Genomic DNA, 13,614 nt, shown 5'->3' on the forward strand with positions numbered 1-13,614 from the left:
ACAAAGGCACCGGGGTTTTTCCCCGATCCGCTGCGGGCGAACGTTACTTTTCCAGGATCGCGGTGACGCCCTGGCCGCCCGCGGCGCAGATCGAGATGAGTCCGCGGCCGGATCCCTTCTCGTTCAACAGCTTCGCGAGGGTGGCGACGATACGGCCACCGGTCGCGGCGAACGGGTGCCCGGCCGCCAGCGAAGAACCGTTGACGTTCAGTTTCGCCCGATCGATGGAGCCGAGAGGTTCGTCGAGGCCCAGCTTCTCCTTGGCGAACGCCGGGTCCTCCCACGCCTTGAGGGTGGCGAGCACCTGCGACGCGAAGGCCTCGTGGATCTCGTAGAAGTCGAAGTCCTGCAAGGTGAGCCCGGCACGGGTGAGCATCTGCGGGACGGCGTACGCGGGCGCCATCAGCAGGCCCTCGTCGCCGTGGACGTAGTCGACGGCCGCGGTCTGCGAGAACGTCAGGTACGCCAGCACCGGCAGCTTCCGTGCCTTCGCCCACTGCTCGGTCGCGAGCAGGACCGTCGACGCGCCGTCGGACAGCGGCGTCGAGTTGCCCGCGGTCATCGTGCCTTCGGGGCCACCGAAGGCGGACTTCAGCTTCGCGAGCTTCTCGACGCTGGAGTCCGGGCGCAGGTTCTGGTCACGCGCCAGCTTCAGGTACGGCGTCACCAGGTCGTCGAAGAAGCCCTTGTCGTACGCGGCGCCGAGGCGCTGGTGGCTGGTCGCGGCGAGTTCGTCCTGTGCCTCGCGCGTGATCTCCCAGACCTTCGCGGTCAGCGCGGCGTGCTCGCCCATGGAGAGGCCGGTGCGCGGCTCGGAGTTGCGCGGGATCTCGGGGACGATGTGGCCGGGGCGCAGCTTCGCGGCGAGCTTCAACCGCTCTGGCAGCGTCTTCGCGGCGTTGAGCTGCACGAGGATCTGGCGCAGGTCGTCGTTGACCGCCAGCGGCGCGTCGGACGTGGTGTCGACGCCGCCCGCGATGGCCGAGTCGATCTGGCCGAGGGCGATCTTGTTGGCGACGTTGATGATCGCCTGGAGGCCGGTGCCGCAGGCCATCTGCACGTCGGAGGCCGGGGTGGCGGGGTTCAGCCTGCTGCCGAGGACGCTTTCGCGGGCGAGGTTGAAGTCGCGGGCGTGCTTGAGCACGGCGCCGGCGGCGACCTCGCCGATCACCTCGTCCTGCAGGGAGAAGCGGCTGACCAAGCCGTCGAGGGCGGCCGTGAACATGTCCTGGTTCGACGCTTTCGCGTACGGACCGTTCGAGCGGGCGAAGGGGATCCGGTTGCCGCCGATGATCGCGACCTTGCGCACGGGTGCCGTCCTTTTCGTGGCCATTTTTTCCACTCCTCCGTAGGCTCTCTCACACTGTAACCTACTAGCGAGTAGGTTAGAATGCGACGTGACGCAAACTGCACGGGAGGCACGTAATGGCTGACAGGTACCAGCAGTTCACGAAATCCCCGGTGGGGAAGTTCGTGGTGCCGAAGCTCGGCCTGCCGAATCCCGCCACGCTCCGCCGGTACAAGCCCGGTCAGCCTCCTCTCGAGGGTCCCGCACTTCTGGGTGCCGCGCCGGGCGGCCGTCTCGAAAAGGTGATCGAGGCGCAGCTGCACCGCGCGGGTATCGAGGTCCTCTCGACGGCGGCCGAAAAGCACGCCGCGCTCGTCTTCGACGCGACAGGCGTGAAGGACCCGAAGCAGCTTCGCGAGGTCTACAACTTCTTCCACCCCGTGATCCGGAGCGTCGGGCCGTCGGGCCGCGTCGTCGTCCTCGGAACGCCGCCGGAGCTGGCCGAAGGACACGAGCGGATCGCCCAGCGTGCGCTCGAAGGCTTCGTCCGTTCCGTCGGTAAGGAGCTGAAGCGCGGCGCGACCGCTCAGCTCGTGTACGTCGCCGAAGGAGCCGAAGAGGCCACTGAGTCCACGCTCCGGTTCCTGCTTTCGTCGAAGTCCGCCTTCGTGGACGCCCAGGTCATCCGCGTGGGCACCGAGACCAAGACCGCCTCGGCCCCGGCCGACTGGACGAAGCCGCTGGACGGCAAGGTCGCCCTGGTCACCGGCGCTTCCCGCGGTATCGGCGCCGCCATCGCCGAGGTGCTGGGCCGAGACGGCGCCCACGTCGTCGCGCTCGACATCCCCGCGCAGGGCGCGGACCTGTCCAAGGTGGCCAACAAGGTCGGCGGCTCGTCGCTGCAGCTGGACATCACCGCCGCCGACGCGCCGGAGAAGCTCGCCGAGTACCTGACCACGCGCCACGGCGGCGTCGACATCGTCGTGCACAACGCGGGCATCACGCGGGACAAGACCCTCGGCAACATGACCGAAGGCGGCTGGGACTCGGTCATCGCGGTCAACCTCGCCTCGCAGCTCGCGGTGAACGAAAAGCTCCTCTCCGACAAGGTGCTGCACGAGAACGGCCGCATCATCGGCGTCTCCTCGATCGCCGGGATCGCGGGCAACGTCGGCCAGACCAACTACGCCACCAGCAAGGCGGGCGTCATCGGCATGGTGAACGACGGCGCGCCGAAGCTCGCCGAATACGGCGGCACGATCAACGCCGTCGCGCCCGGTTTCATCGAGACCAAGATGACCGCCGCCGTCCCGCTGTTCATCCGCGAGGCCGGGCGGCGGCTGTCCAGCCTCGGCCAGGGCGGGCTCCCGGTCGACGTCGCCGAGACGATCGCCTGGTACGCGAACCCGGCTTCGGCCGCGGTCAACGGCAACGTGGTCCGCGTCTGCGGCCAGGCACTGCTGGGAGCGTGAGCATGGCCGTCAAGGAACTCCACGAGTCGCCGAGCCTGTCTTCGCTGTACCCCAAGGCGTTGCTCGGCTCGTTGCGCAAGAGCGGCGGGAACACGCTGCCGGTGACCGAGTTCGTCCGCGAGGGCGTCGTCGTCGACCCGGCGCACCTCGCCGCGTACAACCAGGTGTGCGGATTCCGGCTGGACGACGTGCTTCCGGCGACGTATCCGCACATCCTCGCGTTCCCGCTGCAGATGGCGTTGATGACCGAGGCCGACTTCCCGTTCCCGTTGCTGGGCATGGTGCACGTCGCGAACCGGATCACCCAGCACCGGCAGTTGCGGCTCGACGAGTCGTTCACCCTGCGCGTGCGCGCCGAGGACCTGCGCCCGCACGAGAAAGGCAAGCAGTTCGACGTCGTCAGCGAGCTGCTGGTCAACGACAGTCCTGTGTGGACGGACGTCAGCACGTACCTGCGCCGCGGTGGCGGCAGCGGCGAGAAGACCTCGCGCGGTCAGCTCTCCCAGCCGACGGCCAACGCGATCTGGCACGTGCCCGGCGACATCGGCCGCCGCTACGCCGAGGTCTCCGGCGACCGCAACCCGATCCACCTGCACCCGATCACGGCGAAGGCGTTCGGCTTCCCGGCCGCGATCGCGCACGGTATGTGGACGAAGGCGCACGCGCTCGCGGCGTTCGAAGGCAGGCTCCCGGAGGCCTTCACCGTCGACGTCAAGTTCAAGCAGCCGGTCCTGCTGCCCGCCAAGGCGGCCTTCACCACCTGGAGCGAAGGCGACGGGTGGGCTTTCGAGCTGTGGAACGCGCGCAAGCCGAAGCCGCACCTGGAGGGCTCAGTCGTCGCTCTCTGACGGCTTCCAGATCTCGCCCTCGACGAGGTCGTTGAACCCGAGCCAGACCAGGTTCATCAGCCACGAGGCGAGCACGCCGTCGGAGACGTCGGGGTGGTCGAGTGCCCAGTCGGCCAGCGACTCGGCCGCCCCGACCAGCGCGGCGGACAGTCCCGCGCCGGAGAACTCGGCCTGTTCGCCGAGGCCCTTGCGGGTGCCCGCGGAGACGACCAGCGCGGCGACCAGTTCGATCGCGCGGGTGCGCATGTCGGTGATCTCCGCGGCGAAGGCCCCGCCGACGGTCATGGCCTGGCGGTGCAGCACCGTCCAGGACTCGCGGTAGTCGGCGACGAAGCGGTAGAACGCGCGAAGCCCGTGCCAAAGCTGCATGTCGGGCGGCAGATCGGGTTTGATCCCGTCCTGCACGGCCTCCAGCAGGCGGGTGGCTTCGCGGCGGATGCACGCGCCGAAGAGATCTTCCTTGGACCCGAGGTAGGTGTAGATCATCGGCTTGGACACGCCGGCGACCTCGGAGATCTCGTCCATCGACGCGGAGTGATAGCCGTAGCGCGAGAACACCGAGACCGCCGCGTCCAGGATCTGGCGTTCCCGCACCGCTCTCGGCAGCCTTTTGGCGCGTTCGGCGGGACGCGGCACTTCCTCGGACACTCAAGACCTCCCATTAGTTCGCGTAAGACGCTACCGGGCTACCACCGGCCAGGGTGACTTCGGCACACTTGCCCGCCTACCTACTCGCGGGTAGCCTTACGCTCGGGTAGGTGGAACCGGAGGGAAGATGACCGAGATCGTGGGGCTGACCGGCCGCGCGCTGGTCGACGCGCTGGAACGGATCGAGCCGGATTCCGCCGAAGCGCACTCTCTCGACGTCAACGAGGTCGCGGGCGCCATCGACCCGAAGGACCTCGGCAAGGACGACGTCCGGCGGCTGCTGACCGCCCTGGGACGGCTCGCCGAGTCCGCGCCCGCGTTCGACCTTCGCAAGGTGGACCCGGCCCGCTTCGCGAACCTCGTCGCGCGCGCCTCGCGTACACAACTCGAGAGCGTCGTCGCCGAACGGCCGCTCCGGGAGCGCGTGCTGCGCGAGATCTTCGACCGCATGGGTGCCCACATCCGGCAGGACCGCGCGAGGACACTGCACGCGGTGGTGCACTGGCGGCTGTCCGGCGGCACCGGCGACGGCGGCTACGACCGCTACGAGACGGTGATCTCGCATGGCGAGTGCACGGTCAGCCGTGACATGAAGGAGAAGCCGAGGGTGACGATCACGATCGCGCCCGTCGACTTCTTCCGGCTCATCACCCACCAGGCGACACCCGCTGTGCTATTCGTCACCGGAAAGATCAAAGTAAAAGGTGACCTGGCCTTCGCCGCGGGTTTGATCGGTTTCTTCGACCTTCCTAAACCGTCCTGAACCCGGCTGAGCAGATACACTTCCGTGCCGTGCCCCGAAATTCCCCGAACCGGCGCTGGCGGGACAAGGTACGCCTTTCCCGTCCGTTGAGGCTGCACAAGACGCGCACCGGTGGCGAGCACGTCGTCAACGCGTTCGCGGAGAAACTCGAGCTCGCCAAACTGAGCCCCGAACAGTTCACGCAGGTGCTGGAAACCCTGCACATGCTGGGTGAAACCGGTGCGGGCATCGAGCTCAGCTCACTGGAGACCGAGGTGCTCGTCGACGTCGTGCAACGGGCGTCACGAGAGCAGCTCAAGGCGATCGCCGATCACCCGGAACTGCGTTCGGCGTTCCTCGACGAGATTTTCCGCAGAATGTCGGATCATTTCGTTCCGGAACGCGCGCGGCATGTCGACTTCGTCGTCGCGTGGCGTTTTACCGACGGTGACGGAGAAGACGGTTTCGATCGTTTTCAAACGGTCATCGAGGACGGCGTCTGCGTTTCCAGCACCGATCTCGCGCGCACTCCGGACACCACCATCACGCTGTCCGTCGACGACTTCATCCGGATGGCCACCGGCAACGCGGCGGTGGCGGCGATGTTCGTGACGGGCAAGGTGAAGGTCAAGGGTGAGTACGCGCCGGCCGTGCGGTTCAGCGGGTATTTCGACATCCCGAAGCCGAGCGCGGGCTAGCCACCTGTTTCATCGAGAGTTCGCTTGGACGTACGGCGATAGCGGACGTTGGGGCTCCGCAGATTTCGCTCGGTCGCTTCGATCAGCCCCTGCTTGAGCAGGACGGTCAGCCATCGCGTCATCGTGCGGTCGTGCAGTCCGGTCGCCGCGACCAGGTCGGCACGTGTCGCCTCGTCGTCGCCCAGCGCGTCGAGGATCTCTTCACGCCGGTCGGCGCGACGCTTCGGCGGTGCCGGACTGTCGGTGCTGTCCTTGGGAGCGGGAGCCGCGTCTTCGGCGAGGGTGTAGTGCGCGTATCGGCGACCGCCGGCCGGGACCAGAAGGCCTCGTGCGACGAGATCACCGAGTTCTTCGGTCGCCACCCTCGAATCGAGGTCGTTGGCGTTCCGGTAGGCCTGGTTGTTGAGCGTCTCCCCGTGGAACAGCATCGCGAGGCCGTGGCATTGGCTGTCGGTGAGGCCGTGCTCATCCAATGAAGCGATCCAGCGAACCGCGTCATCGCCCATCAAGGTGTGGTTCGGGAAAGTCGCCGAGAAAGTGGAAATGTCATCGGCGAACCGTGGCGGACTGAGCTTGGCGTCCCGCATCGCCGTCAGCATCGCCGGGATCCCGGAGCCGCGGTTCTCGCAGATCGGACGATCCGACCCAGGCAACGGGGTGTCTTCGAGGATCTTCAGCAGCGTCGCATTGCGAGCCGAGGAGGTCCCTTCGACGCCGAGATTCTCTTCGCGGACCGATCCGTAAAGGCCCCCTGGATTACGGATTAGCAGGCGGTCGGGATACATCTCGACCTGCACCTGTGTCCCGTGGGAGGTACCCGAGTAGTCGCGGTGCACCAGTGCGTTCACCACTGCTTCTCGTAGTGCGGTCTCCGGGTACTCGTACGTTTCGGCCCGTCCGGCGCCGCGAACGGTGGATCGTCGTTTCATATTCCGGCGGAGAGCGATGAGCACTTCGTCCACCATCGCCGGAATCGGCCCTTCGGCGGCGACGTTGTCGATGAACCGCGTTCCGTTTCGAGGATCAGGCCCGGATTTCGTCGGGTAGTGCACGAAAGTCACCATGAGCTGCGGGAAGAACTCCTGAGGGTATTCCCCCAGTGCCAGCAGTCCCGCGAGGGAAAGCTCGGTGCCGACGAGAACTTTCGCGCGGCGCAGCGCCGCGGTGGTGTCCAAGCCCGCGAAAGCCCTGCTCCGGTGGCGGCGGAGCCGGCTCAGAAAAGTATCGACCAGGGCGTGGTCGAGGTTCGCGACGGTCGTACCCGCCACGGGCTGCTCGTCATCCCGCGGTTGACCGCGGTTCGCCATCATCAGTTGGACTTCGTACGGGCTCAGCCTTCGATCCCCGTCGGCGACTCTGACGAAGCTCCCCTGCGTCATGCCGGTGCCCCGGTTGAACGAAGGCTTGCTGCCCGGCGGTAGTTCGGGGATCTCGGCGACCACGAGATCCGCGCCTTCGAAACGGTGGGTCCCGATGAGAGGGCGTAGCGGCGGCTCCAGGTTTTCCGAGCACAAGGCCGCCAGATCGGCTTCCATCTTCGCCGGGTCGCGAACCCCGGTCGCCTCGAATCCCTGGGTTTCGTCGAGGCCAAGGATCAGGACTCCGCCGCTGGTATTGGCGAACGCCGAGAGCGTTTCGCGGACACTCTTCGGAAGCTTTGACTCGGCTCGTTTGGCCTCGACAAAGGCGTGGTCGCCACCGAGGTCGCGAAGGCTCGCGATGATCTCGGCGAGTTCGTCGTAGAGCATGCCGCCGTCCCAGCTTAGACACTAGCTTAGACACTAGCTTAGACACTGGAGCCTAGCGGCGAAGCTAGTGTCCAAGCTGTGCGGCTCCTAGCCCTCGACGATGCGGCCCTCGATCACCGGCGGCTGCTTCTTGGCGGCCTCCGCGGGCGGGGTGTCCACGACGACCTCGCTGTCCACGACCATCACCGGCCCTCGCGTGCGGTTGGCGAACTTGACCGCCCGGCGCGCCATCCGCTTCTGCCAGACCTTGCGCGCGACGCTCCGTGTCGGCGGCAGGATGAACAGCAGGCCGATGACGTCGCTGACGAAACCGGGCAGCAGGATCAGCAGGCCGCCGAGCCCGATCAGCATCCCGTCGGTGAGTTCCTTCTCCGCGTCGGCGGGACGGCCGAGCCGCGCGGACTCGGCGAACGCCCGGAAGGCGCGGCCGCCTTCACGGCGCGCGAGCCAGGACCCGACGAACGCGCCGGCGAAGAGCAGCGCGATCGTGCCGAGCACGCCAACGGCCGAGCCCACCGCCCACACGGCGGCGATCTCGGCGACGACATAGAGCAGGAACGCGACAGCCATACCTGGACAACGTACGGCTTGCCCGTTTTGCTCCCAACCCCCGATACGGTGACCCCGGTCAACCGATCCGGCGCAGGAACTCCTCCGCCTCGCGGGGCCTGGTCAGCACGATCCGCCGCGCGTGCGCCCCCTGTTCCGCCAGCCGCCGCACCGTCCGCTCCCGGTGGTCCTTCGGCCAGCGCCAGACGTAGGAGCAGAACTCCAGATCGAGCCTTTCGGGGCAGCCGGACGCCTGCTTGTCCTGCCCGTATTCGCGCAGGCATCGCATCAGCACCCGCCGGAGGCAGACGCGGCGCGGGTAGTCGAGGAAGATGATCGTGTCCGCTCGCGGGAGCCGGAGGTGCATCGACGCTCCGTAGTTCCCATCGATCACCCAGGCACCGGATTCGATGATCTCCTGCTGCGCGGCGTGGAACTCGGTGTCCGGCGCGGGCGTCCACCCCGGCCGCCAGTAGAGCCGGTCGAGTGGGTGACCGGCAGGCCGAGTGCGGCGCCGAGCCGTCGCGAGAACGTCGACTTCCCGGCGCCGCTGCACCCGACGACCATGATCCGCCGCATGGTCAGGCCTCAGCCTCGTCGTCGAGATACGCGGCGGCCTGCAACGTGAACAGGTCGGCATAGCCCGCCTTCGCCGCCATCAGTTCGTCGTGTGTCCCGTATTCGGCGACCTTTCCGTGCTCCAGCAACAGAATCCGCTCCGCCTGGCGGACGGTGGAGAACCGGTGCGAGATGTACAGCGTCGTGCGCCCCTCCGAAAGCGCACGCAGCCGCGAGAAGAGATCGTGCTCGGCCTGGGCGTCCAGTGCGGAGGTGGGCTCGTCGAGGATCAGGATCGGCGCTTCCCGCAGGAACGCCCTGGACAACGCGATCTTCTGCCATTCGCCACCGGACAGGCTGACGCCCTGGTCGAACCAGCGGCCGAGCGGGGTGTCGTAGCCACTGGGCAGGCGCTCGATCCGCTCGTCGGCACCGGCCCGTTTCGCCGACGTCTCGATCCGTTCCCGGTCGACGAGGTGCGTCAGGTCGCCGAGTCCGATGTTCTCCGCCGCGGTGCCCTGATACGTCACGTAGTCCTGGAACATCGCGCTGATCCGCCGCCGCAGTTCCACCGGGTCGTACTCGCGGATGTCGACGTCGTCGAGCAGGATCCGCCCGCCCGTCGGGTCGTACAGCCGGCACAGCAGTTTGAACAGTGTCGACTTCCCGGCGCCGTTGCGGCCGACGACGGCGACCGTCTCGCCCGGCCGGATCTCGAAGCTCACGCCGTCGAGGGCGGGGTCGGCAGCTCCGGGATAGGTGAAGGACACTTCTTCGAACCGGATGTGACCCTCCACTGTGGATGGAAGAGGTCGCGGTTCCGGTGGCGCGACGATCTCCGGTTTCGTCCCGAGGAAGCGGTACAGCGTGTCGAGGTAGAGATTGTTCTCGTACATCCCGGAAAACGCGGTGAACAACCCTTGGACGGACGTCTGCACCGACGCCGCGGCGGCCGTGTACAGCGCGAGATCGCCGAGGGTGAGCCTGCCGCCGACGGCCTCCAGCGCGATGTACAGCGCGATCGCGGATCCGGCGGCGGTGCTGAGCAGACCCCACGACGTCGAGCTGACGCTGCGCTTGCGGGTCAGTGTGCGCTGCCGGTCGTAGAAGACCTGGCCGAGCCGCTGGAACCGGTCGACGAAGTACGGGCCGAGCCCGAAGAGCTTGGTCTCCTTGGCGTACGTGTCCGTGGTGACCAAAGAGGACAGATAGTCCATCCGCCGTTTCAGCGGGGACATCATCAGCGTCAGCCAGAACGCGCGGGCGCCGTACTTCGACTGGGAGATGAACGCGGGGATCGGCGCCACGAGCGCGACGAGCGCCAGCAGCGGGCTGATCGAGACGAGCAGCGCGATCATGCTGCCGAAGGTGATCAGTGTCCGGATCAAGCCCAGCGCCGACTTCATCATCGACAGCGGCCGCGTCGGCGCCTCCTGCGCGGCTTGACGCAGCATGTCGTAGGACGCGGAACCCTCGAAGTACGAAAGGTGCAGCTTGCTCGCGTGGTCCATCACCTGGTGGCGGATGGTCAGCGTCATCCGTTCCTGCAGCAGTGCTTGGCCGTAGGTGGTCAGCGCCTGCGAAACCGCGGTGAGCACGAGGATGCCGAACTGGAAGAGGGCGACACCGACGATCGCGCTCTTCGTCCCGTGCCCCTGGATCGCCGCGACCACCGAGTCGATCAGCAGTTTCGCCACGTACGCGGTCGCCGTCGGGAGAAGACCGGAAAGCAGCGTCACCAGGGTGATCACGATGGTCAGCGGAGGGCTCGCCTGCCAAGTCAGCTTCGCGACCTTCGGCAGGCCGCGGACCGTGCCCGCGATGTTGACCCACATGCGGTTGAGCCGGGACTTCAGGTCTTTCGGGAGGGCTTCGGGTTCGGGCTCCGGGATGTCGACCGGGCCGGTCAGACCGCTGTCGGGCACCGTCGACGGCGGACGGCGTCGCCTGCCGCCGCGCGCCATGAACAGTTCCAGGCCGCCTCCCCCGCCGGGCGGGCCGATCACGCGGCCGCCAAGGCGCCGTTGAGGAACACGTCGACGAGCTCCATCGTGGTGGGCTCGTCACCGGTTTCGCTGAACCGGATCCGGCCGCTGAACAGCAACGACAGGAAAAGCGCCGCGGACTGCGTCGGCGGCAGGCGGAGCCGGTCCTTCTCCGGTTCGAACAGCTCGGCCATGGCGTCGCGCATGGCGCTCATCGACTCCTTCCGCCGGTCCCTGCGGTCGCCGTGGCGATGTTCCGGCCTCTTGCCGGAGCCGTGCATGGCCGCCATGAGGGCGCCCATGCGCTGGAGGTGCGCGCTGAGCGCGTCGGCCGCCTCGATGAGCCTGTCGTCGAGGGACTGGTCGAGGTCGATGACCGCGATCGCGTCGAGTATCTGGTCGGGTTTCAGCGCTTCGGCGAAGCAGGTGGCGAACAGTTCGTCCTTGTCCTTGAACACGCGGAAGACCGTGCCCTCGCCGATGCCCGCGGCACGCGCGATCTGGCTCGACGTGACACCGGCGCCGTGCTCCACCAGCAGGGGCAGCACGGACTGGACGATCATCCGGCGCCGCTCGTCGGCACTCATCCCCGGCGCTCTCCGCCGGGAGGTGGTTTCTGTCATGGCTCCAGTCTGCGGAGTGAGCGCTCACTCCGTCAAGCGATTACGGCTGAAGTCCGTGAAGGCCTCCTTCCCTACCCTGAGAGTAGGGAAGGAGGCCTTCACGGACTTTTGGGTCAGTAGGTGATCGCGACCGCGGGGTCGGCCAGCAGAGCGCCGACGTCGGCCAGGAACTCCGAGCCCTGCTGCCCGTCGACCACGCGGTGGTCGAAGCTCAGCGAAAGCTGGAGCACCTTGCGCACCTTGATCTCGCCGTCGACCACCCACGGGGTGTCCTTGATCGCGCCGAGGCACAGGATCGCGGACTCGCCGGGGTTGATGATCGGCGTCCCGGTGTCGACGCCGAAGACGCCGACGTTGGTGATGGTGATCGTGCCGCCGAGCATGGCCGCCGGGGTGGTCTTGCCCTCGCGGGCGACGTCGGTCAGCTCGGTGAGCGCGATCGCGAGTTCCTTGAGGGACATCGAATCCGCGTCGCGGACCTTGGGCACGACGAGCCCGCGCGGGGTGGCCGCGGCGATCCCGAGGTGCACGTAGTCCTTGTAGACGATCTCCTGCGCGGCCTCGTCCCACACCGCGTTGACGTCCGGAGTGCGCTTGGCCGCCAGGCAGACGGCCTTCGCCGCGAAGGTCAGCGGGGTGACCTTGACCCCGGCGAACTCGCGCGACTTCTTGAGCTTCTCCCGGAATTCCATCATCGGCGTCACGTCGATGGTGAGGAATTCCGTGACGTGCGGGGCGGTGTAGGCGCTCTGCACCATCGCGGCGGCGGTGGCCTTGCGGACACCCTTGATCGGCACCCGGCGTTCCCGCGTCGCGGGGTCGTAGCCACTGTCCACACTGGACACAGCGGCGGCCGGAGCGGCGGAACCGTTGGCGGCCGCCCGCACGTCGTCACGGGTGATGACGCCGCCCTCGGCGGTGCCGGTGAGCGCGTGCAGGTCGACGCCGAGGTCCTTGGCGAGCTTGCGCACCGGCGGTTTCGCCAGCGGCACGTATCCGCCCTTCGGTTTCGAAGGGGCGGCGGGTTCGGGCACCACAGCCACCGGGGCGGCGGCCGGAGCGGCCGGAGCCGCGCCCTTGCGCGCACGCCGTTGCGTGACGACGGCCTTGGAGCCGTAGCCGACCAGCGGCTTCATCTCCTCTTCCGCCGGCTCTTCCGCCACGGGGGCGGCGGTGGGTGCGGGGGCCGCCTTGCCGTCCGGGTCGACGTCGATGGTGAGGATCGGCGCGCCGACCTCCACCGTCTGGCCCGGTTCGACGAGCAGTTCGGTGATCACGCCCGCCCACGGGATGGGCAGTTCGACGGCGGCCTTCGCGGTCTCGACCTCGACGACGATCTGGTTCACCGTGACCTTGTCACCCGGCTTGACCTGCCAGGCGATGATGTCGGCCTCGGTCAGCCCTTCGGCCGTGTCGGCGAGGGGGAATTGTTTGTACTCGGGCATTTCAGGAACTTCCCCCTTACCAGGCGAGTGAACGGTCGACGGTGTGCAGCACCCGGTCCAGGTCGGGGAGGTAGTGCTCCTCGAGCTTGGCAGGCGGGTACGGCGTGTCGAATCCGGTCACCCGCAGCACGGGGGCTTCCAGCGAGTAGAAGCATTCCTGCTGCACGCGCGCGGCGATCTCCGAGGTCAGCGACGATTCCGACGGAGCCTCGCTCAGCGCGATGAGCCGCCCGGTCTTGCGCACCGACTCGAACACCGGCTCCAGGTCGAGCGGGGACAGCGTCCGCAGGTCGATGACCTCGAGCGATTTGCCCTCGTCCTCGGCGGCGGCCGCCGCGTCGAGCGCGACCTTCACCGACGGGCCGTACGCGACGACGGTGGCCGTGGTGCCCTCGCGGACGACGCGGGACTTGAACAGCTCGTCCGGGGTGGCCTCCGTGTCGACCTCGGACTTCATCGCGCCCGAGTGGTACAGCTTCTTCGGCTCGAAGAACAGGATCGGGTCGTCGGACTTGATCGCCTGCTGGATGCCCCAGTAGGCGTCGACGGCGTTCGAAACCGACACGACCTTCAGGCCGGGGATGTGCGCGAACAGCGACTCCGGCGACTCCGAGTGGTGCTCGACCGCGCCGATGCCACCACCGAACGGCACCCGGATCACGATGGGCATCTTGATCTTGCCCTGCGTCCGGTAGTGCAGCTTCGCGACCTGGCTGGAGATCTGGTCGAAGCCCGGGAAGATGAAGCCTTCGAACTGGATCTCGCACACCGGGCGGAAACCGCGGACGGCGAGGCCGACCGCGGTGCCGATAATGCCCGATTCGGCCAGCGGCGTGTCCAGGACGCGCTGCTCGCCGAAGTCCTTCTGCAGGCCGTCGGTGATGCGGAAGACGCCGCCGAGCTTGCCGACGTCTTCACCCATGATCAGGACCTTCGGGTCCTCTTCCATGGCGCGCCGGAGGCCGAGGTTGATCGCCTTGCCGATGGTGAGTTTCTGGAGGTCGGCCATT

Annotated in this window: 13 protein-coding genes; 4 read left to right on the forward strand and 9 right to left on the reverse strand. The window is 67.6% G+C overall.

What is annotated here, in order from left to right; all coding sequences use genetic code 11:
• Positions 1–43: 43 nt before the first annotated feature.
• A complete protein-coding gene (locus tag AC069I_RS06955; RefSeq protein ID WP_478264984.1) occupies positions 44–1,333 on the reverse strand; it encodes an acetyl-CoA C-acetyltransferase in 1,290 nt (429 codons plus the stop codon).
• A gap of 92 nt (positions 1,334–1,425) precedes the next feature.
• Here AC069I_RS06955 and AC069I_RS06960 point away from each other — a divergent pair, with 92 nt between their 5' ends.
• Both AC069I_RS06960 and AC069I_RS06965 read left to right on the forward strand, forming a co-directional pair.
• Positions 1,426–2,760 carry a 3-oxoacyl-ACP reductase gene (locus AC069I_RS06960; protein ID WP_478264985.1) on the forward strand — a complete coding sequence of 445 codons (1,335 nt, stop codon included), beginning with the start codon at positions 1,426–1,428 and terminating at the stop codon, positions 2,758–2,760.
• Positions 2,761–2,762: 2 nt separating this feature from the next.
• The gene (locus AC069I_RS06965) at positions 2,763–3,608 is read left to right on the forward strand and encodes a MaoC family dehydratase (RefSeq protein WP_478264986.1); all 846 of its coding nucleotides are present in this window, start codon (positions 2,763–2,765) and stop codon (positions 3,606–3,608) included.
• On the opposite strand, the gene AC069I_RS06970 is transcribed toward AC069I_RS06965, so the two are convergent.
• Positions 3,591–4,256 (reverse strand): TetR/AcrR family transcriptional regulator, encoded by a 666-nt coding sequence (locus tag AC069I_RS06970; RefSeq protein WP_007032385.1) that lies wholly within the window; start codon positions 4,254–4,256, stop codon positions 3,591–3,593. The two genes, AC069I_RS06965 and AC069I_RS06970, sit on opposite strands and share 18 nt — an antisense overlap.
• Positions 4,257–4,383: 127 nt before the next feature.
• Between AC069I_RS06970 and AC069I_RS06975 the strand changes: the two genes are divergently transcribed.
• On the forward strand, positions 4,384–5,019 hold the full coding sequence (locus AC069I_RS06975; RefSeq protein ID WP_478224026.1) for an SCP2 sterol-binding domain-containing protein: 636 nt from the start codon (positions 4,384–4,386) through the stop codon (positions 5,017–5,019).
• 86 nt (positions 5,020–5,105) lie between these two features.
• Entirely contained in the window at positions 5,106–5,696 is a 591-nt protein-coding gene (locus AC069I_RS06980; protein ID WP_395862534.1) for an SCP2 sterol-binding domain-containing protein, read from the forward strand.
• On the opposite strand, the gene AC069I_RS06985 is transcribed toward AC069I_RS06980, so the two are convergent.
• From AC069I_RS06985 to AC069I_RS07015, 7 genes are all read right to left on the reverse strand, one after another.
• The gene (locus tag AC069I_RS06985) at positions 5,693–7,444 is read right to left on the reverse strand and encodes an ATP-binding protein (protein WP_478224028.1); all 1,752 of its coding nucleotides are present in this window, start codon (positions 7,442–7,444) and stop codon (positions 5,693–5,695) included. The two genes, AC069I_RS06980 and AC069I_RS06985, sit on opposite strands and share 4 nt — an antisense overlap.
• 87 nt (positions 7,445–7,531) lie before the next feature.
• On the reverse strand, positions 7,532–8,014 hold the full coding sequence (locus AC069I_RS06990; protein WP_340687195.1) for an FxsA family protein: 483 nt from the start codon (positions 8,012–8,014) through the stop codon (positions 7,532–7,534).
• Positions 8,015–8,072: 58 nt separating this feature from the next.
• Positions 8,073–8,549, reverse strand: coding sequence for a P-loop NTPase family protein (locus AC069I_RS06995; RefSeq protein WP_478224029.1), 477 nt, complete (start codon positions 8,547–8,549; stop codon positions 8,073–8,075).
• Between the two features lie 25 nt (positions 8,550–8,574).
• A complete protein-coding gene (locus AC069I_RS07000) occupies positions 8,575–10,527 on the reverse strand; it encodes an ABC transporter ATP-binding protein (protein ID WP_478265166.1) in 1,953 nt (650 codons plus the stop codon).
• 26 nt (positions 10,528–10,553) lie between these two features.
• Entirely contained in the window at positions 10,554–11,123 is a 570-nt protein-coding gene (locus AC069I_RS07005; RefSeq protein ID WP_478265167.1) for a TetR/AcrR family transcriptional regulator, read from the reverse strand.
• Positions 11,124–11,272: 149 nt separating this feature from the next.
• Positions 11,273–12,604, reverse strand: a complete 1,332-nt coding sequence (locus AC069I_RS07010) for a dihydrolipoamide acetyltransferase family protein (RefSeq protein WP_478224039.1) — start codon at positions 12,602–12,604, stop codon at positions 11,273–11,275.
• A 16-nt stretch (positions 12,605–12,620) separates the two neighbouring features.
• Positions 12,621–13,613 (reverse strand): alpha-ketoacid dehydrogenase subunit beta, encoded by a 993-nt coding sequence (locus tag AC069I_RS07015; RefSeq protein ID WP_340688517.1) that lies wholly within the window; start codon positions 13,611–13,613, stop codon positions 12,621–12,623.
• Between the last annotated feature and the right edge of the window lies 1 nt (position 13,614).

The sequence above is a fragment of the Amycolatopsis sp. NPDC043885 genome, assembly GCF_056435685.1.

Excerpts from the sequence above, each read along its gene's own strand:
- AC069I_RS06955 (WP_478264984.1), bottom strand. The coding sequence starts at position 1,333 with ATGGCCACGAAAAGGACGGCACCCGTGCGCAAGGTCGCGATCATCGGC.
- AC069I_RS06960 (WP_478264985.1), top strand. The coding sequence starts at position 1,426 with ATGGCTGACAGGTACCAGCAGTTCACGAAATCCCCGGTGGGGAAGTTC.
- AC069I_RS06965 (WP_478264986.1), top strand. The coding sequence starts at position 2,763 with ATGGCCGTCAAGGAACTCCACGAGTCGCCGAGCCTGTCTTCGCTGTAC.
- AC069I_RS06975 (WP_478224026.1), top strand. The coding sequence starts at position 4,384 with ATGACCGAGATCGTGGGGCTGACCGGCCGCGCGCTGGTCGACGCGCTG.
- AC069I_RS06985 (WP_478224028.1), bottom strand. The coding sequence starts at position 7,444 with ATGCTCTACGACGAACTCGCCGAGATCATCGCGAGCCTTCGCGACCTC.
- AC069I_RS06990 (WP_340687195.1), bottom strand. The coding sequence starts at position 8,014 with ATGGCTGTCGCGTTCCTGCTCTATGTCGTCGCCGAGATCGCCGCCGTG.
- AC069I_RS07005 (WP_478265167.1), bottom strand. The coding sequence starts at position 11,123 with ATGAGTGCCGACGAGCGGCGCCGGATGATCGTCCAGTCCGTGCTGCCC.
- AC069I_RS07010 (WP_478224039.1), bottom strand. The coding sequence starts at position 12,604 with ATGCCCGAGTACAAACAATTCCCCCTCGCCGACACGGCCGAAGGGCTG.
- AC069I_RS07015 (WP_340688517.1), bottom strand. The coding sequence starts at position 13,613 with ATGGCCGACCTCCAGAAACTCACCATCGGCAAGGCGATCAACCTCGGC.